The organism is Solibaculum mannosilyticum, assembly GCF_015140235.1.
Classification (GTDB): Bacteria; Bacillota; Clostridia; order Oscillospirales; family Acutalibacteraceae; genus Solibaculum; species Solibaculum mannosilyticum.
This window is the reverse complement of the sequence record NZ_AP023321.1, coordinates 2250008-2271808: the sequence shown is the minus strand read 5'-3', so window position 1 is coordinate 2271808 and position 21801 is coordinate 2250008. Positions and strand designations below refer to the sequence as shown.

At 53.2% G+C, this 21801-nt stretch carries 18 protein-coding genes and 1 tRNA gene; 2 read left to right on the top strand and 17 right to left on the bottom strand.

The window, feature by feature from the left end:
- Nucleotides 1-66 precede the first annotated feature (66 nt).
- Genes C12CBH8_RS10515 through C12CBH8_RS10505 form a run of 3 tightly spaced genes read right to left on the bottom strand, consistent with a single transcriptional unit; the run spans nt 67 to nt 1237 of the window.
- Nucleotides 67-552: a hypothetical protein gene (locus C12CBH8_RS10515; protein ID WP_215533182.1), complete on the bottom strand. Its 486-nt coding sequence runs from the start codon at nt 550-552 to the stop codon at nt 67-69.
- Between the two features lie 17 nt (nt 553-569).
- A complete protein-coding gene (locus C12CBH8_RS10510; protein WP_090264982.1) occupies nt 570-956 on the bottom strand; it encodes a hypothetical protein in 387 nt (128 codons plus the stop codon).
- A gap of 23 nt (nt 957-979) precedes the next feature.
- A complete protein-coding gene (locus C12CBH8_RS10505; protein WP_090264986.1) occupies nt 980-1237 on the bottom strand; it encodes a hypothetical protein in 258 nt (85 codons plus the stop codon).
- Nucleotides 1238-1337: 100 nt separating this feature from the next.
- On the opposite strand from C12CBH8_RS10505, the gene C12CBH8_RS10500 reads away from it, so the two are divergent.
- On the top strand, nt 1338-1814 hold the full coding sequence (locus tag C12CBH8_RS10500) for a metallophosphoesterase (RefSeq protein WP_215533181.1): 477 nt from the start codon (nt 1338-1340) through the stop codon (nt 1812-1814).
- A gap of 136 nt (nt 1815-1950) precedes the next feature.
- A tRNA-Ala gene (locus C12CBH8_RS10495) sits at nt 1951-2026 on the top strand.
- A 378-nt stretch (nt 2027-2404) separates the two neighbouring features.
- On the opposite strand, the gene C12CBH8_RS10490 is transcribed toward C12CBH8_RS10495, so the two are convergent.
- The 14 genes from C12CBH8_RS10490 to C12CBH8_RS10425 form a co-directional block, all read right to left on the bottom strand.
- Nucleotides 2405-3478, bottom strand: coding sequence for a glycosyltransferase (locus C12CBH8_RS10490; RefSeq protein WP_246441539.1), 1074 nt, complete (start codon nt 3476-3478; stop codon nt 2405-2407).
- Nucleotides 3479-3671: 193 nt separating this feature from the next.
- The gene (gene hisF, locus C12CBH8_RS10485; RefSeq protein WP_090264992.1) at nt 3672-4445 is read right to left on the bottom strand and encodes an imidazole glycerol phosphate synthase subunit HisF; all 774 of its coding nucleotides are present in this window, start codon (nt 4443-4445) and stop codon (nt 3672-3674) included.
- A gap of 145 nt (nt 4446-4590) precedes the next feature.
- Nucleotides 4591-5208, bottom strand: coding sequence for an imidazole glycerol phosphate synthase subunit HisH (gene hisH / locus C12CBH8_RS10480; RefSeq protein WP_215533180.1), 618 nt, complete (start codon nt 5206-5208; stop codon nt 4591-4593).
- A 90-nt stretch (nt 5209-5298) separates the two neighbouring features.
- The gene (pyrG, locus tag C12CBH8_RS10475) at nt 5299-6906 is read right to left on the bottom strand and encodes a CTP synthase (RefSeq protein WP_215533179.1); all 1608 of its coding nucleotides are present in this window, start codon (nt 6904-6906) and stop codon (nt 5299-5301) included.
- A 188-nt stretch (nt 6907-7094) separates the two neighbouring features.
- Nucleotides 7095-8630, bottom strand: a complete 1536-nt coding sequence (guaA, locus tag C12CBH8_RS10470) for a glutamine-hydrolyzing GMP synthase (protein ID WP_215533178.1) — start codon at nt 8628-8630, stop codon at nt 7095-7097.
- Nucleotides 8631-8696: 66 nt separating this feature from the next.
- Nucleotides 8697-9248 (bottom strand): hypothetical protein, encoded by a 552-nt coding sequence (locus C12CBH8_RS10465; protein ID WP_099322759.1) that lies wholly within the window; start codon nt 9246-9248, stop codon nt 8697-8699.
- Between the two features lie 286 nt (nt 9249-9534).
- The gene (gene glmS, locus C12CBH8_RS10460) at nt 9535-11361 is read right to left on the bottom strand and encodes a glutamine--fructose-6-phosphate transaminase (isomerizing) (protein WP_215533177.1); all 1827 of its coding nucleotides are present in this window, start codon (nt 11359-11361) and stop codon (nt 9535-9537) included.
- Nucleotides 11362-11424: 63 nt separating this feature from the next.
- Entirely contained in the window at nt 11425-12705 is a 1281-nt protein-coding gene (locus tag C12CBH8_RS10455) for an adenylosuccinate synthase (protein WP_090266114.1), read from the bottom strand.
- A 113-nt stretch (nt 12706-12818) separates the two neighbouring features.
- A complete protein-coding gene (gene purB / locus C12CBH8_RS10450; protein WP_215533176.1) occupies nt 12819-14249 on the bottom strand; it encodes an adenylosuccinate lyase in 1431 nt (476 codons plus the stop codon).
- A gap of 174 nt (nt 14250-14423) precedes the next feature.
- On the bottom strand, nt 14424-15857 hold the full coding sequence (gene purF / locus C12CBH8_RS10445; RefSeq protein ID WP_215533175.1) for an amidophosphoribosyltransferase: 1434 nt from the start codon (nt 15855-15857) through the stop codon (nt 14424-14426).
- Between the two features lie 118 nt (nt 15858-15975).
- Nucleotides 15976-16686, bottom strand: a complete 711-nt coding sequence (gene purC / locus C12CBH8_RS10440) for a phosphoribosylaminoimidazolesuccinocarboxamide synthase (RefSeq protein ID WP_090266118.1) — start codon at nt 16684-16686, stop codon at nt 15976-15978.
- Nucleotides 16687-16992: 306 nt separating this feature from the next.
- Nucleotides 16993-17220, bottom strand: a complete 228-nt coding sequence (locus C12CBH8_RS10435; protein WP_090266121.1) for a helix-turn-helix domain-containing protein — start codon at nt 17218-17220, stop codon at nt 16993-16995.
- A gap of 90 nt (nt 17221-17310) precedes the next feature.
- On the bottom strand, nt 17311-20508 hold the full coding sequence (gene carB, locus C12CBH8_RS10430) for a carbamoyl-phosphate synthase large subunit (RefSeq protein ID WP_090266124.1): 3198 nt from the start codon (nt 20506-20508) through the stop codon (nt 17311-17313).
- The gene (locus C12CBH8_RS10425; RefSeq protein ID WP_090266125.1) at nt 20501-21580 is read right to left on the bottom strand and encodes a carbamoyl phosphate synthase small subunit; all 1080 of its coding nucleotides are present in this window, start codon (nt 21578-21580) and stop codon (nt 20501-20503) included. Before C12CBH8_RS10425 ends, carB begins: the two co-directional genes overlap by 8 nt.
- Nucleotides 21581-21801: the final 221 nt, after the last annotated feature.

Here is a 21801-nt window from a genome sequence, read left to right as displayed (position 1 = left end):
AGCCTGCCAAAAATGAGGAGAAGGCTGGATTCCCGATCAATCGGCGCATGGGATAGACAATGGTTGTTACAAAAGGATATAGGCCAGAGCCATCAAGAGTGTCTGATCGGCGTCGTTTTTCCAGAGTACATAGAGCAGCAGGAGGATCAAAAGGGAATCGTCTTCCAAACCCAGCCCGTCCAGCAGCCCCGTAAGCCCTTTGCGTCTTTCCGGCGGTTGATTCACAGGCGGCTCCTGAGAGGACTCCGGCGGCGACGGATGCACTTTTGGAGGCGGAATGGGATGGTTTGTCCCCTCGCTTTGTGCGGGGATGGGACGGCGTCCGTTTCCCAGCTCCCCGATGTCCGGGGCCGAAGAGGACCTCCATCCCGTCCCATACGCTCCGGCTTGCGGCGGACGATACGACACGTCGTCCTGTGACGGCGGCATCCCACGCATCATCTGGTTGCTCTGCGCCACACTGCGTGTGGCGCGTTTTTGCATCTCCCGGACGCGGCGGATGGCGTCCTGTTGCATGGATAACATATCCTCCCGGGATTCCGGTGGTTTCATACCGTTGTCACCTCCCGTCAGAAAAGGCCTTGCTGCCGGATAATGGGCAGCAATTTGACCAACTGCATCAGTTTGGCGGCCTCATCCAGCCTCTTTTGACGGTCGGTATGCAAATGAGGACGCAGGGCCTTGAGCAATTTGGTGTTGTCGTCCTCCTGGTTAAACTGAGTCAACAGCGGCATAAGCTTGGTGATCATGTTGAGATCAATGCCGCCGAGAGGGGAATCCCCCTGGCTGTCGGCTTCAGAATTTTCAGGGACAGACGGAAGCGCCGACGCTTCATCCGACGATTCTGTCCCTTGTTGGCCTTCCTCTCCCAACAGGGAGGACGCCAGACTCTTGAGCCTCTCCATGGATTCGGGAGAACTCAAAATGCTGCTTAGTGCATCGCTTAAATCATCCATAATGAGCCTCCCTTCCGGTTGGATTAACCTTTTTTATCTTGGGTCAGATTGCGGAGAAGCTGTTGTGCCTGAGGGGAATTGAGCGCCTGTTCGGCGGCTTGACGGTCGTTCATGAGACGGGTCAGACGTTTTTGCTGCTGCGGGCTTAAGCTGGAAAATAGTTTTTCCAGTTCGCCGTTCTGAGCGGCCTGGCGAAGGCGCTGTGGATTGGTATTGAGCTTTTGGGAGGCCATGTTAAGTAGTTCATTGAGTTTCTCTGGGGAGATGTTCGGGTTGTTCAATGGTATCACCTCTGGTATAATACTATGAGAGTCTGTTCTTTTCTATACTATGCCGATGAAGGGCGGAAAGGTTCCAAAAAATCAAAAAGGAGAGGGTCAGATGCGTATTTTAGTGGTGTCCGATACCCACGGCGATATTTATTCCCTACAACAAGCCGTATTACAACAGCCGAAAGCCGAGGTGATCATCCATCTGGGGGATGGCGCCAGTGAAGCGTCGGATCTTAAATTCCAATATCCGAATAAAGCGGTGCTGCAAGTGCGGGGCAATTGTGACTGGGGCAGCAGCCTGCCGATTTTCGGTACTCAGACCATAGAGGGAAAACGGTTCTTTTTTACCCACGGCCATGCTTATCATGCAAAGTCGGGGATGCTGTCCCTTGTGATGGCGGCGCGAGAAAACCATGCGGATGTTCTGTTGTTTGGACATACCCACTTGGCTGTTACAGACTATGAGAATGGCCTCTATATTATGAATCCCGGAACGCTTTCCGGATCAGGATGTGGGAGAAAGACCTATGGAATTGTGGATATCACGCCGGCCGGGATCGTCACTAATATTATGAATCTACGGTAGGGTCGATGGTTTGGAAGTAGCTTTTAAGTGGAGATAGGGACAAAGCGAAAAAAATGCAAAAAAATGAAATTTAGGGCTTGCAATCTCCAAAACGATATGATATACTATAACACGTCGCTTGAGAGAGCACAGAGTTGGGGGTATAGCTCAGCTGGGAGAGCGCTTGAATGGCATTCAAGAGGTCAGCGGTTCGATCCCGCTTATCTCCACCAACAGAGGCGGATGAAGTTTATGCTTCATCCGCCTTGACTTTTGTTTTCAAGTGTAGTATCCTAAAGGCAGAAAAGGGCGTTGCCGCAAGACGGTTAGCCCAAAAGCTTTAGTAAAGATTTAACCGCTACATTTGGACGATGGGGCGGTTATTTCTTTTTGCTCAGAATAAGAGCAATGATATTGACGATCACCAAACAGAAGGCAAAAAGCCCTTCGTATGTAACCATCAGCACCACCCCCTTCCATTGGGGAGTGGCTAACCGCCTTTTCGTTTGCGACAACGCTGTCCATACTATAGCATATTTTTCATAGCAATACAACAAAGCCGCTTTCCTGTGGAGTCAGGAAGAGCGGCTTTGTTATGGAAAAAATACTTTTTAATTTTTAAGAATATGCTTAAAATAAATACGATTCTGCTGTACGGAGGGATCATCGGGCTTTATGAGAGCGGCCTTCTCGTTGTACTGGTTGGCTGTTTGATGTTGCCCCAACCGGTCGTAGCATACGCAGAGCTGGAGATAGGGGATATAATCGTAACAGTCGGGCAATACAAATCCCCCCATTTGATCGTTGCGCACGCATCGTGTAGCCGCCTCATACCAATAGATGGCTTGTTGGTATTGTTCTTCTTCCATAAAGTGATGCCCGATGGCACAACATAGTTCGGCTCTGGGACAGTCGAATTGAAAACTGCGGAACAAGGCTTCCAATGATTTCTGAGGCTTGTGCAGGGCGTTGTAGCACAAAGACAGTTGCTGGCAGGCTTCGATGTTATTTTCCATCCACCCCAGCCCCTCCGAGAGGAACTGATCCAGCACTTGGACAGCTTCCTGATAGCGCTGATGATAATAGAGCTCCCGGCCATAGTAAAATTGCTGGCGGGGATCCAACAATTGTCCCTTCTCCAGCAACTTTTCAAAGATGCGTACATTGCGGTCGGGATCGCTTGGATGTACCTTCTGATGGGTGATTGCCACGTCGCTGTAAAGGATGCGTCCCATGGGCGGAATGACCTCATGAACGGCTCCTTGCCACTGAGGGTGAAGTGCGGTCTTCAGAAGCCGTTCTCGGTAATAGGATAGGGTGGGATTTCCCTGCCCGTCGGTACCGGAGACATATTTCATCATGACGGTATCCACATCCGAGGACATCCCTAGAATCAGACGGAGAAAATCACCCCGGTCGGGGGCGAGAATTACATCGTCGGCATCCAGCCACATGGTATAATCCATTCGGGCCTTGGAGAAGGCAAAATTGCGGGCGGCGGCAAAATCATCGATCCAGGGGAAGTCATAAACACGGCTGGTATAACAATAGGCGATCTCTTTGGTTCGGTCCTTGGAACCGGTATCCACAATAACAATTTCATTCACCAGTCCCTTGACACTGTCGAGACATCGGGCTAAGACATCCTCTTCATCGCGGACAATCATACACAGACTGATGGTCATAGGCATTCTCTCCCTAGTTTAAATTCTCTTTTTCATTTTATGATGGAGGAGAGACAATTTGTGCCTGTCTTTGAATTCAATAAAAAATAGCTGTTTCAGCTATTTTTTTATGAGTATCAGCCCGCTCCGCTAGACCGACGCTTAAAAAATCCCCAGCTCGATTTTACACTGAGCTGGGGATTTTTTTATGATGTTAAAACGAAGATACAGGACGTACCGGAATGCCCCGAGAGGCAAGATAATCCTTTAAGCCGGCAATGGTCATTTCCTTATAGTGGAATAAGGAAGCCGCCAGAACAGCATCCGCTCGCCCTTCGGTGAGGACATCGTAAAAATGCTCATAGGTACCGGCGCCGCCCGATGCTATGACCGGGATATCCACATTGGAAGAGACCGCCCGGGTCATGGGAATGTTGTAGCCCGCTTTGGTGCCGTCGGCATCCATCCCGGTGAGCAAGATCTCTCCGGCGCCCAGACGGTTGGCTTCCACCGCCCACTCCACTACATCGATACCGGTAGGAGTACGGCCGCCGCTGACGTAGACTTCCCAGCCCTTGCCGTCGGGACGCTGTTTGCCATCGATGGCCACCACCACACACTGGCTGCCGAACTTATCAGCCGCCTCCCGGATGAGCTGAGGACGAGCCACTGCTGAGGAATTGATGGAGATTTTATCAGCGCCTGCCCGAAGGAGATCCTTAAAATCGTCCACAGTCCGGATGCCCCCCCCCACAGTGAAGGGGATAAACACCGTTTCAGCCACTCGTTTGACCATATCCACCACCGTGCTGCGGGCTTCAGCCGTAGCGGAGATATCCAAAAATACCAGTTCATCGGCGCCTTCCATGTCATAGGCCGCGCCAGTTTCCACCGGATCACCGGCGTCCCGCAGGTTGACAAAATTGACCCCTTTGACCACTCGGCCATTGTGGACGTCTAAACAGGGTATGACTCGTTTGGCATGCATAGCTTTATTCCTCGTTCCATTCAGATTGAAACGCCTTATCCCATGAGTGACAACCAGGATAACCACGGTACATCTCTCTTCATGGAAAAGGATTTCTTATGCTTCTAAGGAAACGCCGTTCCACAAGATACGGAAGCCGTGTTGGTTACTGATTTTCCACTATATCCAGAAAATTTTGAAGGGTTCGAAGGCCTACTGCACCGCTTTTCTCCGGATGAAACTGGGTGGCAAATACATTGCGCCACCTTGCAGAGGCGTCGAAGGCCAGGCCGTATTCTGCCTGGGCGGCGCACTGGCTGGGATCTTCCAGGCTGCAATAATAGGAATGAACAAAATAATAATACGGCCATTCGCCTACTCCATCGAACAGGCCGGCATCGTTTTTTCGGACAATGGAATTAAACCCGATGTGAGGTACTTTCAGCCCCATGTCGGATGGAAAACGGCGTACTGTCCCCTTTAGGATATGGAGGCCTTCCACTCCGGGGCTCTCTTCACTGGAATCCAGGAGAAGCTGCATCCCCAAGCAAATGCCCAGGAAAGGCCTGCCGGATTCCACAAAGGCCCGAATAGCATCCGGGAATCCTCGGGAACACAGGGCTTCCATAGCGTCGCCAAAAGCGCCGACACCGGGCAAAATAAGGGCCTGAGCATCTTCCAGCTGATCTGGAGTGGATGCCACTATGGTATCGGCTCCCAATTTAAAAAACGCATTGCGCACACTTTGCAGGTTGCCTGCGCCGTAGTCTACGATGGAAATCATGAGTGAATGCCTCCTTCCCCTAGAGAAATATTTTAGTTGCGCATTGTAGTTACAATCACGCCATCCTATTGCCGCAAGAATCGAATGGGATTATCGCTTGGATTCCTGATGATCCACCGCCGCGCCGATGAAGCTGCGGAACAGCGGATGGGGGCGGTTGGGACGGGATTTAAACTCCGGATGGAACTGGCATCCGATAAACCACGGGTGGTCAGTGAGTTCCACCATTTCTACAATGCGGTTGTCCGGGGAAACGCCGCACAGAAGCACACCGGAATTGGTCAGCTCATCCCGATAGATGTTGTTGACTTCAAAACGATGGCGGTGACGCTCGTAGATGATGGACTGCTGATAAGCGTCGTACGCCTTGGAATTGGGGTTGAGACGGCAGGGATACTGTCCCAACCGCATGGTGCCGCCGATTTGGGAGACGTCCTTCTGTTCGGGCATCAGGTCGATGACCGGATGTGCAGTGCCGGGATCGATCTCAGCGCTGTTGGCATCCTCGTGGCCCAGGACGTTGCGGGCGTATTCGATGACCGCCACCTGCATCCCCAGGCAGATGCCGAAGTAGGGGAGGCCGTTGCGGCGGGCGTAGGAGGCGGCGCAGATCTTGCCTTCCACACCGCGTGTACCGAAGCCGCCGGGGATGAGGACGCCGTCCACATCGCCTAAGATATCGGCTACGTTTTCCTCGGTGATGTTCTCAGAATCCACCCATTTGATGTCAATGTCGGCGTTATTGCTGATTCCGCCGTGCTTGAGGGCCTCCACCACCGACAAATAAGCGTCGTGCAGCCCCACATACTTGCCAACCAATGCAATCTTGACCTTTTTTTCCAAGCTGCGGATAATATCCACCATCTTGGTCCATTCTTCCAGATCAGGCTGCGGATCCTCTAAGCTCAGATGGCGCAATACGATGCGGGGAAGACCCTCCGATTCCAGAGCCAGCGGCACTTCATACAGGAAGGGAAGATCCAGGTTCTCGATGACGCAGTCGTTGCGGACGTTGCAGAACAGGGCGATTTTATTGCGCAGCTCCCGGCTCACCGGCTGCTCCGAACGGCAGACAATGATATCCGGCTGGATGCCCAGACCCAACAATTCCTTGACGCTATGCTGGGTAGGCTTGGTTTTCTGCTCATGGGAGGCGGCCAGATAGGGGACCAGCGTAACGTGGATGAACACGCAATTTCCGCGGCCTACGTCAGAGGCAAACTGACGAATGGCCTCTAAGTAGGGCAGGCTCTCGATATCGCCTACCGTGCCGCCGATCTCGATGATGGCGATATCCACATTTTCCTTGCCCATGGCGATACGGCTCTTGATCTCGTTGGTGATGTGAGGAATCACCTGGACGGTGCCGCCGTTAAAATCGCCGTCCCGTTCCTTCTGGATGACCGACCAATAGATGCGGCCGGAGGTGACATTGGAATTGCGGGTCAGGCTCTCGTCGATGAAACGCTCGTAATGCCCCAGATCCAGATCGGTTTCAGCGCCATCGTCGGTGACGAACACTTCGCCGTGCTGATAGGGGTTCATAGTGCCGGGATCGAAGTTGAGATAAGGATCGAACTTCTGCATGGTGACACGGTACCCACGGGCTTTGAGCAGTCGGCCCAGGGAAGATGCGGTGATGCCTTTGCCCAGACCCGATACCACGCCGCCGGTTACGAAAATGTATTTGGTCGCCATATTCTTAGTACCTCCATAAATTTGCCCGCAAGCAAGTATTTCTGACGTTTCATATAGTAAAATCTCTACAGAATAGCTGCCTGAACCGTTCCGGTCCGGCGCTATCATCGTTCCAATTTGTTTGCTCTATAAAAGGGCAAGTCTCTGCAAAGGGCGAGGGGGAAATCCTGCTGCGCTTGTCATCCGTTTTACTCCCACTCGATGGTAGCCGGAGGCTTGCTTGTGATATCGTACACAATGCGGTTGATATGCCCCACCTCGTTGACGATGCGGTTGCTGACCCGGCCCAGTACCTCATAGGGGATCTTAGCCCAATCGGCCGTCATAAAGTCGGTGGTGGTGACGCCTCGAAGGGCGATGGTATAATCGTAAGTCCGCTCGTCCCCCATGACGCCTACACTGCGCATGTTGGTCAGGACGGCGAAATACTGGTGGATATCCCGATCCAAACCGGCCGCTGCGATTTCCTCGCGGAAGATGGCGTCGGCATCCTGCAAGACCCTGATTTTGTCGGCCGTAACGTCGCCGATGATGCGGATGGCGAGACCCGGGCCGGGGAAGGGCTGACGCCAAACGAGATGAGCTGGAATTCCCATCTCCAGGCCGGAACGCCGCACCTCATCCTTGAACAAGTCACGGAGAGGCTCGATGAGACCTTTAAAACCGATATCCTCCGGCAGTCCGCCCACATTGTGATGGGACTTGATGACGGCGGCATCACCGGCGCCGCTTTCGATGACGTCCGGATAGATCGTACCCTGCACCAGATACTCCACCTTGCCGAGCTTTTTGGCCTCGTCCTCAAAGACGCGGATAAACTCCTCACCAATGATTTTACGCTTTTGTTCCGGTTCGCTTACGCCTTTGAGCCTTGTGAGGAAACGCTCGCGGGCGTCCACGCGGATGAGATCGATGTCAAACTGATGGCGGAAAATCTCCTCCACCTCGTCGGCCTCGTTTTTGCGGAGCAGGCCGTGATCCACGAAGATGCAGGTCAGCTGTTTGCCAACCGCCTTGTGCACCATGACAGCGGCCACCGACGAATCCACGCCGCCGGACAAAGCGCACAACACTCGGTTGTTTCCCACTTTTTCGCGGATAGCCGTCACCGAACGATCGATAAAGGAGGACATCTGCCAGTCGCCTACGCAGCCGCAGACATCAAAAAGAAACCCTCTCAGTATATCTTGTCCCTGAGGGGTGTGCTGTACTTCCGGGTGGAATTGGACGGCATACAACTTCCGTTCCCGATCCTCCATAGCGGCTACAGGGCAGGAACTGGTATGGGCCGTAATGGCAAAACCAGCTGGAGGGACGGCGATAAAATCAGTATGGCTCATCCAGCAGGAGGTTGTCTGAGGTACCTTGACAAAGAGGGCGCTTCCCTGATCAGTAACCATATCGGTCGAACCGTATTCCCGAGTTTCGGCATGCTGTACCGTGCCGCCCAGCAGATGGGCCATCACCTGGGCGCCGTAGCAGATCCCCAGTATCGGAATACCCAGCTCAAAGATATCCGCCGAACAGATAGGGGAGTTCTCTTCAAACACACTGTTTGGCCCCCCGGTGAAGATAATACCGCAGTACCCGGCCGAACGGATCTCCTCCAAAGAGGTGGTGTAAGGCCGGACCTCGGAATACACACCCAAGTCACGCACCCGTCGGGCGATCAATTGATTGTACTGTCCTCCAAAATCCAACACCAGAATCTTTTGATTTTCCACTGCATAACCCCCGTTTCACTTGGTCCAAAAGGGACAATTCCATTCTCAAGCATTCAAAGAAATCATTTAATCATTGTATTCCACCTGGGCATCCGTGTTGCCAAACAATTCGCTGGCTTCCCAGGTTCCGTCCTTGGTTTCTACCTTAATTTTCGTAACAAACATGTAACGGGTCATGGTGGCTGTACCGGAATCGTTGGAATAGACCTTTTGCCAGGAAAGCAGCCGGGGACCAGCTTCCCATTTTTCCACATCTTCCACCCCAATGATCAGGAACTCAATGTCCTTGGCAAGCTGAGGATGGTCGTGACCCACGGCGTACCGGGAGGCATCGCCTGTCTCCGTGATGACCTCGTTGGTCGTAGCGTCTACGTCATACTCGGTGTAAGCCGAATAGAAGTTGGTGGTTTTGACCCCGATGAGCACTGCCAATACCGCAACTCCCATCAGGATAGAGCGCCAAAGCCAGCGTTTTTTCCCTTTGAAAAGGCCCGCACCCAAGAGCAACGCCAGCAGCAAAGCGCCGCCTGCGCAGATCCACACTAGATTGTGGAGAAAGAAATCGATGAGGCCTACAAAGTCGATGGACTTTAGGAGCGACTGCAAAAAATCTGACACAATTCCACCTCACGTCTATGATTCACCAGGTGCCGGGACAAAAAGAACATTTCATCTTTTCGCCTCCAACAGCAAGAGTACCGGTTGCAAAGCACACAACCAGCACCTCCGAAATTACAAATATGTATTTAATTATACACGTTTCGCGAGGCGATTGTCAATGCTGGCGCGGTTTTTCGACTGGATAAGCAAAGGGGATCCTCAAGGAGTCCTGTGTATTGGTCAATGCGCAAAAAATACCTGGCAGCCAAATCGATCTGACTGCCAGGTATCTAAAATATTTTCTTTATTCCACGGTGACGCTCTTTGCCAGGTTGCGGGGCTTATCGATGTCGCATCCCTTCATCAGCGCCATATAATAACTGAAAATTTGCAGAGGGATAACCGCCAAGGAAGGCAATAACAGATCCAGTGTCTCGGGGATATAAAACACAAAGTCACAGGACTGCTCGATCTTTCGATTGTTTTCGGTGGTTAGGCCCAGGACGTAAGCGCCGCGGGCTTTGACCTCCTTCACATTGGACATGGTTTTGTCAAATAACCGGTCCAATGTGGCCACCGCCACCACCAATGTGCCGTCCTCGATGAGAGAAATGGTACCGTGTTTCAGTTCACCGGCGGCGTAGGCTTCGGAGTGGATGTAGGAAATCTCCTTGAGCTTGAGGGAACCCTCCAGCGTAAGGGCATAATCCACGTTACGGCCGATAAAGAAGACGTCTTTGGCGCCGAAATTGCGGGAGGCAAAATACTGGATATCCTCTTTGTGCTCCAGAATGCTCTGGATTTTATCCGGCAGGATTAAAAGCTCCGCCACATAATCCCGGTATACATCGGCCGGGATGGTACCCAGCAGATCGCCGATGTATAAGGCCAGCAGGTACAAGACGCCCAGTTGGCAGGAATAGGCTTTGGTGGTGGCCACAGCGATCTCCGGGCCGGCCCAGGTATAAAGTACATCATCCGATTGGTTGGCGATGGAGCTTCCCACCACATTGACGATGGAAAGCGTCCTGGCGCCCTGGGTCTTTGCATAGCGCAGAGCGGCCAAGGTATCGGCCGTCTCGCCCGACTGGCTGATGATAATAACCAATGTATGCTGGTCCAGGATGGGGGAACGGTACCGGAACTCCGATGCCAAATCCACCTCCACAGGTTTGCGGGTCAGTTCCTCAATGACGTATTTGCCCACCACGCCGGTGTGATAGGCCGAACCGCATGCTACAATGTCGATCTTATGGATATCTTTGAGATCTTCCGCCGTCAATTTGATGTCGTCCAACACCACCCGGCCGTCCTGGATACGGGGTTTTAAGGTATCGGCCAGGGCTTTGGGCTGCTCCATAATTTCCTTGATCATGAAGTGTTCATACCCGCCCTTTTCCGCAGCGGATACATCCCAATCCACGTGGAAGACCTTTTTGTTTACCGGTTCGCCGTCCATGTTGTAGATGGACACACCGTCCTGACGCAGGATGACAATCTCTTTTTCATCCAGATGGTAGATGTCCCGGGTATAGTTGAGCAGGGCGGGGATATCGGATGCAATAAAATTGCCCTCGTCCGAAAGGCCCACGATCAGAGGACTATCCTTGCGCACCGCCACAATCTCGTCCGGCTTGTCGGCCCGGATGATGCCCAGGGCATAGGAACCCTCCATCGCGTTCAGGAGGCTGCGCATGGTGTCCATAATATCGCCCTTGTAGTAGTACTCTACCAAATGGGCGATGACTTCGGTATCGGTTTCCGAAACAAAGTGGAACCCTTTTTCAATCAATCTATTTTTTAAAACCAGGTAATTCTCAATAATACCGTTGTGCACCACGGCAAAACGGCCGTCCCCGCTCATGTGGGGATGGGAGTTGACATCCGACGGCTCGCCGTGGGTAGCCCAACGGGTATGACCGATTCCCACCGTACCGGGCAGATTTTTGCCGCCGTCCAGCATATCGCTGAGAACCTTGAGACGTCCCTTGGTTTTGACAACTTCAATATGATCGTCACTGTACACAGCGACGCCGGCCGAGTCATAGCCGCGGTACTCCAGCTTTGACAGGCCGTCCAGTAAAATGGGGGCGGCTTGGCTCTTGCCCACATATCCTACAATACCACACATAAATACAGAAACCTCCTAGCGAATGGCGAGTGACAAACTGATGGTGCCCATCCGAATAGAGCCTTATTCATTGACAATCAGGATGTCATCGCGGCCGGGACCGTTGGATACCATGGTGATAGGGGTATCGATGGCTCTTTCGATAAACTTAACATAGGTTTTTGCATTCTCCGGCAGGTCTTCAAAGCGTTTGACGCCTCGGATATCCTCATGCCAGCCGGGAAGGACTTCCAACACAGGCTTTGCTTTTTCCAGCATGGGGGTGGTGGGGAATTCCTTGGTGACCTTGCCGTCGATCTCGTAGGCGACGCACAACGGGATTTCCTCTAAATAACTGAGAGCATCCAGCACAGTCAGTACAGCCTGGGTGGTACCCTGAACTTTGCAGCCGTAACGGGAGGCTACACAGTCGAACCATCCCATGCGGCGGGGACGTCCGGTAGTGGCGCCGTATTCGCCGCCGTCGCCGCCGTGATTGCGCAGCTTATCGGCCTCGTCGCCGAAGATTTCACTGACAAAGGCGCCGCCGCCTACAGCGCTGGAATAGGCCTTGACCACGGTGCAGATGTCGGTGATGGCGTAGGGCGGGATGCCGGCGCCTACAGCGCCGTAACCGGCGATGGAGTTGGAGGAGGTCACCATGGGATAAATCCCCCAGTCGGGATCCTTGAGGGCGCCCAGCTGGCCCTCCAACAGGATGTTTTTATTTTCCTTCAGAGCTTTCTGCATAAACTCGTGCAGATTGCCCACATAAGGGGCGACCATGTCGCGGTACTGCATCAATTGATCGAACAGCTCATCCACATCCAGCAGGGGTTTGTGATACAAATGTTCCAGCAGGATGTTCTTGGGTACGATCACCCGCTCTAATTTTTCACGAAGGGCCTTCTCATCGAACAATTCACACACCTGGAAACCAACCTTGGCGTATTTGTCCGAGTAAAACGGGGCAATCCCCGATTTAGTGGAACCAAAGCTGTGGGAGGAAAGGCGTTCTTCCTCATACTGGTCGAATAGCACGTGATAAGGCATGATGATCTGAGCCCGGTCGGAGACCAGCAGTTTGGGGGCGGGTACGCCGCGGTCGATGATTTCCTGCATCTCTTTGAAGAGAGCGGGGATATTGAGGGCTACGCCGTTGCCGATGACGTTGGTGATATGGGAGTGGAAGGAACCGGAGGGCAGCAGGTGCAGAGCAAATTTGCCGTAGTGGTTGATGATGGTGTGGCCGGCATTGGCGCCTCCTTGGAAGCGGACCACTACATCCGACTGAGCGGCAAACATATCGGTGATTTTACCTTTTCCCTCGTCGCCCCAGTTGGCGCCGACGATTGCTTTTACCATAATGGTGACACTCCTTGTTTGTTATTCAGTGATTTTAAGAAACGGGAAACAATCCAGTGCCGTCAAAAGCCCTTTGACACTAGGATATGAAGAAATGCGGTATTTGATCCACTTTAGCAGCGGACTTCAGCATGAACCTGCTGCAAATCCTTGTATTTTTCCAAAATGGGAGCCACATCCTCCTGAAGGAACTCGGTGACCTGGCGGGGGGAACGGCCCACATACTGTTCCGGCTTGAGAAGGGCCTGCAGTTCCGGCAGCGTCATGCCGAAGATGGGGTCGGAGGCGATGAGTTCCAACAGGTTATTTTCGCCGCCTTCCTGCTTGACCACACGTCCGGCCTCCATGGAATGGACGCGGATGTGTTCATGCAGTTCCTGACGGTCGCCGCCGCGTTTGACGGCATCCATCATAATATTTTCCGTGGCCATAAAGGGAAGCTCACGGTTGAGACGTTGGGCGATGACCTTGGGATACACCACCAGACCGTCGGCCACGTTGATGTACAGGCTCAGGATAGCGTCCACCGCCAGGAAGGCCTCCGGCACGCTGATGCGCTTGTTGGCCGAATCGTCCAAGGTGCGCTCGAACCACTGGGTAGCGGCCGTCATAGCGGGATTGAGGGCGTCGGCCATGACGTAACGGGCCAAAGAGGCGATGCGTTCGCTGCGCATGGGGTTGCGTTTGTAAGCCATGGCGGACGAGCCGATCTGATGTTTTTCAAAAGGCTCCTCCACCTCTTTGAGGTGCTGGAGGAGGCGGATATCGTTGCTGAACTTGCAGGCCGACTGGGCGATGCCGGACAGCATGTTGAGGTAACGGCTGTCCACCTTGCGGGAATAGGTCTGGCCGGATACCGGATAAACACCCTGATATCCCATTTTTTCGGCGATTTTGCGGTCCAGTGCCCGGACTTTTTCATGATCGCCTTCAAAGAGTTCCAGGAAAGACGCCTGGGTGCCGGTGGTCCCCTTGGAACCAAGCAGCTTTACTGTGCCCAGGACATGCTCGACTTCTTCCAGATCAAGCAGCAGCTCCTGCATCCACAATGTGGCGCGCTTACCCACAGTAGTAGGCTGAGCCGGCTGGAAATGGGTAAAGGCAAGAGTGGGAAGATCCTTATATTGATCGGCAAACTTGGCCAGTACGCCGATGAGGGTAACCAGCTTTTGCAGGATGATCTGAGTGGCCTCGTGCATGAGGATCAGATCGGTGTTGTCTCCCACATAGCAGGAGGTAGCGCCCAAGTGGATGATGGGACGGGCATGGGGGCACTGCTGGCCGTAGGCATATACATGGGACATGACGTCGTGACGCACTTCCCGTTCTCTTGCCTCAGCCACTTCATAGTTGATATCGTCCTGGTGCGCTTTGAGCTCGTCGATTTGCTCCTGGGTTACCGGCAGGCCAAGCTCATGTTCGGCTTCGGCCAGGGCAATCCACAGCTTGCGCCAGGTCCGGAATTTTTTATCAGGGGAAAAGAGATACAGCATCTCTTCACTTGCATACCTCGATCCAAGAGGGCTTTCGTAACGATTTTTCACAAAAATCAAACCTCCTGCGGCAGACCCAAACAACCGCAAAAAAAGGCTGCTTGGATATTTTTCCATACAGATTTTAATTATAGGGCCAAACCCCATATTTGTAAAGCAAAAAACCAAAAGAAGCCGGTGAATTAGACCAAAAGTCCTATTTCACCGGCCTCTGTGACGGCCTATTTACTTGACGAATTGATCTATGCTAGCCTCCGATTTGGGAGGGGCTACCGGATAATTGCCGGAGAAACAGGCGTCGCAGTAGTCGATCTCGCGGCCGCACAGCATCTCGTGCAGTGAATCCAGTTCCAGATAACCCAGGGAATCGGCGCCCAGGCTGCGGCAGATCTCATCCAGAGAGTTGCGGACGGCCGAAAGCTGGCTGCGTTCCGGGACGTCCGTGCCAAAATAACAGGGCCACAGGAAGGGGGGGGAACTGATACGGACATGGACTTCAGTGGCGCCGGCATTCTTCAGCATGTGGACCAGCCGCGCCGAAGTGGTGCCTCGGACGATGGAGTCGTCCAGCATGACCACCCGCTTGCCGCGGACGGTGTTACCCAGCACGTTGAGCTTCAGGCGGACGGCGTTTTCACGCTGTTTCTGCTGGGGCTTGATGAAGGTACGTCCCACGTAGTTGTTCTTGACAAAGCCTTTGCCGTAGGGGATGCCGGAAGCCTGGCTGTAGCCGATGGCGGCGTCAATGCCCGATTCGGGTACGCCGATGACCAGATCGGCCTCCACCGGATGCTGACGGGCTAAAATACGGCCCGATTCCTGACGGGCTTCATAAACGCTCAAGCCGTTGATTTGGCTGTCCGGCCGGGCGAAATAGATGTATTCAAAGATGCAGAGAGAAGTCTTTTCAGGCGTCTCAGTTTTGATGGAGGTGAGGCCGCGCTCGTCGGCGACGACGATTTCACCCGGCTCCACATCCCGGACATATACAGCCCCCACTACATCCAGAGCACAGGTTTCCGAAGCAAATACCCAGGCGTTTTCCAACTGGCCGATTACCAGGGGGCGGAAACCATGGGGATCACGGGCGGCAATGAGCTTGCGAGGGCTCATGACCAGCAGGGAATAAGCACCTTGAATGCGCGGCATGATACGGCGGACAGCTTCTTCCACAGAACCGCAGTTGACCCGTTCCCGGGCGATTAGATAAGACATTACTTCCGAATCGGTAGTGGTCTGGAAGATAGCACCAGTGCGTTCCAATTCATCCCGCAGTTCGGCCGTATTGGTCAGGTTTCCGTTGTGGGCAATGGACAGGGTGCCCTTGATGTACTTGAGCACCAAAGGCTGTGTATTTTCCCGCATGGAGCAGCCGGTAGTGGAGTAGCGCACATGGCCGATTCCCATCTGACCGGGCAGCTTCTCCAAAATATCCTTGTTAAAGACGTCGCTAACCAGCCCCATATCTTTATGGGATGAAACTACGCCATTGTTATTGACAGCCATACCGCAGCTCTCCTGGCCGCGGTGCTGGAGGGCAAAAAGACCACTGTAAATATTATAAGCGGTTTCCTGATCGTCGCAGCCGAAGACGCCGAAAATGCCGCACTCTTCGTGCAGCTTATTGTCAAAGGGCAAAGAACCCTGAAGATCAGACATCACGTTATATAAACCTCCTGTTCGTGACAAAACAATGGGAAAGACAGAAGCCGCGGCACGGCGATGCTGTCTTTCCCAGTTGGTGCCGCTGTGCCGTAGGATAATTTGCTGGTCCGTGTTAGTTGAGACCGATGCGCTTCATGACTTCCAGATAGGCCTCTTCTACGCCGCCCAGATCGCGACGGAAACGGTCTTTATCCAGCTTCTCATGGGTCTTGCTGTCCCAGAGGCGGCAGGTATCGGGGGAGATTTCGTCGGCGAGGATGATGGTACCGTCATCCAGCTTGCCGAATTCCAGTTTAAAGTCCACCAGCTCGATGCCGATGGAGAGGAAAAATTCCTTCATGATCTTATTGATCTGGAAGGTGTAGGCTGAAATGACATCCAACTCATTCTGCGTAGCCAGATCCAGCGCCAGGATGTGATAGCCATTGATCATGGGATCATGGAGATCGTCGTCCTTGAGGCAGAACTCCAAAGTAGGGCATTTTAAAACCGTACCCTCTTCTACGCCGAAGCGTTTGGAGAAGCTGCCGGCGGCCACATTGCGGACAATAACCTCCAGCGGAACGATCTTCACACGTTTGACCAGTGTTTCGCGGTCGGACAATTCCTCCACAAAGTGGGTGGGGACGCCGGCCTTCTGGAGCATCTGGCACATCAGGTTGGACATACGGTTGTTGACCACACCTTTGCCGGAGATGCTGCCTTTTTTCAGGCCGTCGAATGCAGTGGCATCGTCCTTATAATCTACGATGTAGAGATCCGGATCGTCGGTTCGATAGACTTTTTTGGCTTTTCCCTCATACAAAAGCTCTTTTTTTTCCATCTGAATGATTCCCTCCCGGCCGAAACGGCCATTGTTATCAAGCCCTTTCCCGAGAGGGGGATAGGGCTTTCCAGTTCCATTCACAACGATAATATTTTATCGTATTGGCGCTCCATTTGCAAGAACCAGAAGAAAAATGCCTGAAAAGTGGGTTATTTGCACGGGAACACAAAAGATTACGGCATAAAAATAGATAATCTGCCGCAAAAAGAAACAACCGCCTTTTGGTTGGCGATTGTTTTAATACAGTAAGCAATTAAAATGTGTATTATAAAATCGATATTATACTAACAGTAATTTAAAATTTTACTTGTCATGCCTGCTACGAGGGTAGGGATGCTTTTGGTCTGTAAGACCGGCCAGATAATCCATGCTGGTATCCAAAGCCAAAGCGATGCGCTTGCACTGCTCGAAGGTAAAATAGCGCCTGCCGTTCTCGATTTTAGAATAGTCACTTTGATCGATACCTGTCAACAACTGCATTTTGATTTGGGTGTAGCCTCGTTCTAACCGCAGTTCTTTGAGTCGATTCATAAATATCACCGGTTGCTAAATAGCAATGAATTCATTAAAAAATAGAGAGCATCTCTATTCTTAGAGATGCTCTCCTTTCAGAAATCACCTTTAAATCTGAGCGATGTCGATAACCGAACGGTCGCCTTCGCTTGCATGCTCCAGACTGGTGAGAAGAGCGGTGGCAGTGTCAAGCGATGTGATGCAGGGAGTACCGGTTTCCACCGCATTGCGGCGGATGAGGAAACCGTCCCGATTCTGTTTGCTGACATGGGTGGGGGTGTTGATGACCAGATCGGCCTGACCCTCCAGAATCATATCCAGGATATTGGGAGTACCCTGTTCGATTTTATGGACCGGAGTGGCTTTTACACCATGCTCATTTAAGAATTGGCAGGTGCCCGAGGTGGAATAGATCTCATAGCCCAAGGCGATGAACCGACGGGCGATGTCCACCAATTCAGGTTTATCGGCATCCTTGACGGTGGCGATGATCTTATGGTTTTTGGGCAGATTGTAGCCGCCGCCGATGAAGGCTTTGTGGAGGGCTTCCGAAAATCCTTCAGCCAGACCCAGCACTTCGCCGGTAGACTTCATTTCCGGACCGAGGCTGATTTCAGCGCCGTACAGTTTCTCAAAGGAGAAGACCGGCAGCTTGACCGCCACATGGTTCTTGGCCGGGATGAGGCCGTATTCATATCCCTGTTCCGGGATGCTCTTGCCGAAGATGGCGTTGGTAGCCAAAGCCACAATAGGTACGCCGGTAATTTTGCTGATGTAGGGTACGGTACGGGAAGACCTGGGATTGACTTCGATGATATAAACCTCGTCGTCGTAGATGATGAACTGGATGTTGATCATGCCCTTGACGTGGAGGGCTTTGGCCAGACGGCGGGTATAATCCACGATGGTATCCTGATGTTTCTGGGCAATGGACTGAGGCGGATACACCGAGATGGAGTCGCCCGAATGGACGCCGGCCCGTTCCAGATGCTCCATAATACCGGGGATGAGCACGTCCACACCGTCGCATACGGCGTCGACTTCCAGCTCTTTGCCCATGAGGTACTTGTCCACCAAAATCGGATGTTCCTGAACCGTCATATTGATGATGGCCATAAACTGGGCGATTTCCTGATCTGAGAAGGCGATCTGCATGCCCTGGCCTCCCAGAACATAGGAGGGACGGACCAAGACAGGATATCCCAGCTGATTGGCAGCGGCGATGGCTTCTTCGGTGGTGAATACCGTGGCGCCGGCGGGACGGGGAATATCGCATTTTTCCAGGATAGCGTCGAACTTTTTGCGGTCCTCAGCAGCGTCCACGTCCTCAGCCGAGGTGCCCAGCACAGGGACGTTCATATCACGCAGGGCCTGGGACAGCTTAATAGCCGTCTGGCCGCCGAACTGGACTACAGCTCCGTAAGGTTTCTCCAATTCCACGATATTGGCCACATCTTCGGGGGTAAGAGGTTCGAAATAGAGTTTATCGGCCACGTCGAAGTCGGTGGAAACCGTTTCGGGATTGTTGTTGATGATGATGGTCTCATACCCGCATTTCTTGAGGGCCCACACGCAGTGAACCGAGCAGTAGTCGAATTCGATGCCCTGGCCGATGCGGATGGGGCCGGATCCCAGTACCAAAATCTTCTTTTTATCCGATCTGGTATCCACTTCATTTTCGCTCTCGTAGCAGGAGTAGTAGTAAGGGGTGGCGGCTTCAAATTCAGCGGCGCAGGTATCCACCATTTTATAGGCAGCTACAATGCCGTTTTCCATGCGGATGCGCTTGATCTGGGCGGGGGTGACGCCGGCCAGTTTGGCGATATCGGCATCGATAAAGCCCATGTATTTGGCTTTGCTGAGAATCTCCGGATCAGTACCGCGTTTGCGCAGGAGATCTTCCATCTCCACCAGAGCCTGAATGCGGTCCAGGAACCACATGTCGATCTTCGTGATGTCGTTGATTTCCTGGAGCTCGACGCCGCGCCGGATGGCCTCGGCAATGACAAACAGACGGCGGTCGTCGATGTTGTGAAGGCGTTTTTTAATGTCCTCGTCGCTGAGGCCGGACAGCATGGGCAGCATCAGGCTGGTGCAGTTCTGTTCCAGCGAGCGGATGGACTTCATCAATGCGCCCTCAAAGGAGGGGGAGATGCTCATGACTTCGCCGGTGGCCTTCATCTGGGTGCCCAAGGTGCGTTTGGCGGTGACGAACTTGTCAAAGGGCCACTTGGGGAACTTGACCACGCAGTAGTCGAGGGTGGGTTCAAAACTGGCGTAGGTTTTGCCTGTGATGGCATTTTTGATCTCATCCAGGCCAAAGCCCAGAGCTACCTTGGAAGCCACCTTGGCGATGGGATAACCGGTGGCCTTGGAAGCCAGGGCCGAGGAACGGCTGACGCGGGGATTGACTTCGATGACCACGTATTCAAAGGAGGTGGGATGCAGGGCAAACTGGACGTTGCATCCGCCTTCGATCTTCAGCTCGCTGATGATGTTGAGGGCGGCGGTGCGAAGCATCTGATGTTCCTTGTCGCCCAGGGTCTGACAGGGGGCTACTACCACAGAGTCGCCGGTGTGGACGCCTACCGGGTCGATGTTTTCCATATTACAAATAGTGACGGCATTGCCCTTGCTGTCCCGCATGACCTCATATTCGATCTCTTTCCAGCCGCCGATGTACCGTTCCACCAGCACCTCGGTGACGCGGCTGAGACGCAGGCCATTGTGGGTGATGGCCCTGAGTTCCTCCTGGTTGTAAGCGATGCCGCCGCCGGTGCCGCCCAGGGTATAGGCCGGACGGATGACCACCGGATAACCGATGGATTCGGTAAACTCCACGGCGTCCTCCACCGTATTTACCACCTTAGAGGTGGCGTAGGGCTCGCCGATGCGGTCCAGCGTATCCTTAAAGGCTTGACGGTCCTCGGCATTGCGGATGGCTTCGGCCGAAGTGCCCAGCATGCGGACATGATGTTCATCCAGGAACCCGGATTCCTTCAGCTCCATGGCCAGATTCAAAGCGTTCTGGCCGCCCAGGGTGGGCAGGATAGAATCGGGTTTTTCCTTCTCAATGACCTTGCGGACGGTCTCGGCATTGAGGGGTTCGATATAAACCTTATCGGCAATGTCCTTGTCGGTCATGATGGTGGCGGGATTGGAGTTAATCAGGATGACTTCGATGCCCTCTTCCTGAAGGGCGCGGCAGGCCTGAGTGCCTGCGTAGTCAAACTCGGCCGCCTGGCCGATGATGATGGGGCCGGAGCCCAAAACCACAACGCGATGGATATCCGGATTCTTAGGCATTCTTGCCACCTCCCATTTGAGCAGTAAAGCGGTCGAAAAGGAACTGTGTATCGTGCGGGCCGGCGGAGGCCTCGGGATGGAACTGGACGGTATAAACCGGCAGAGAGTCAAACTCCAAGCCTTCCACCGTGCCGTCGTTTACATTTTCAAATGCCACATGGACGCCTTGAGGCAGCCTGTCGTTGTCCACCACATAGCCGTGATTCTGAGCCGAGATGTAAGTACGGCCGGTAGAAGTATCGCGCACAGGGTGGTTGGAACCCCGATGGCCGTAGGGCAGTTTATGGGTGCTGCCGCCGGAGGCCAACGCCACCAGCTGATGGCCCAGGCAGATGGCAAACAGCGGGATCCCGGAGCGGACGAGTTTGCCCACTTCGTCGATGATGGGGCCGCAGGCCTTGGGGTCGCCAGGGCCGTTGGACAGCATAATACCATCGGGCTTGTCCGCTAAAATAGCCTCAGCCGGGGTATCGCAAGGATATACCGTCACCTTGCAGCCGCGCCGCACCAGGCACTGGACGATGCTGCTCTTGCCGCCAAGATCCAGCAGCGCCACCTTTTTAGAGCCGCCCTCACCGTAATGCTCCACCGCTTTGCAGGAGGTGCGCTGTACCAGCCCCTGATGCTTATAAGCGGCGATGCGTTCCAGGGCTTCCTCCCGGTTGAAGTTTTCATCTGTGGTGAGCAGCCCGTTCATTGTGCCCTTGTCCCGCAGCAATTTGGTCAATGCCCGGGTATCGATGCCCTGCAGGCCGGGGATATCGGCTTCTTTCAGATAATCCCCCAAGCTCCCCTGGGAACGGAAATTACTAGGGATGCGGGATAATTCGCGCATAAGAAAAGCCGAAACCCAGGGCCGTCTTGACTCCTGATCCTCAAAGCAAACACCGTAGTTGCCGATGAGGGGATAAGTCATAACGACGCCTTGTCCGGCATAAGAAGGATCTGTCAGCAGTTCGACATATCCAGTCATGGAGGTATTAAATACGATTTCGCAAATAACCTCCCTTTGGGAACCGATGCTCTGACCGGTAAAAAGGTGTCCATCTTCCAGTAAAAGATAACCCTTCAAAACGCCTCCACCTTTCTTTTTTGACACAATGAAATGAACCCAAACAACTACCTATCCAGCGCCGCAAAACGCCAAATGGTTAAATCTTCAGTATTATATCACCATTGCCTCCAGGATGCAAGGAATTTCGACAAAAAAGATACGAGAAGCCTACCGTGTGCTATTGTGCTATAGATACAACAGTATAGGAATGCCGAATTTCAATCAAATCAGTTTTGTTT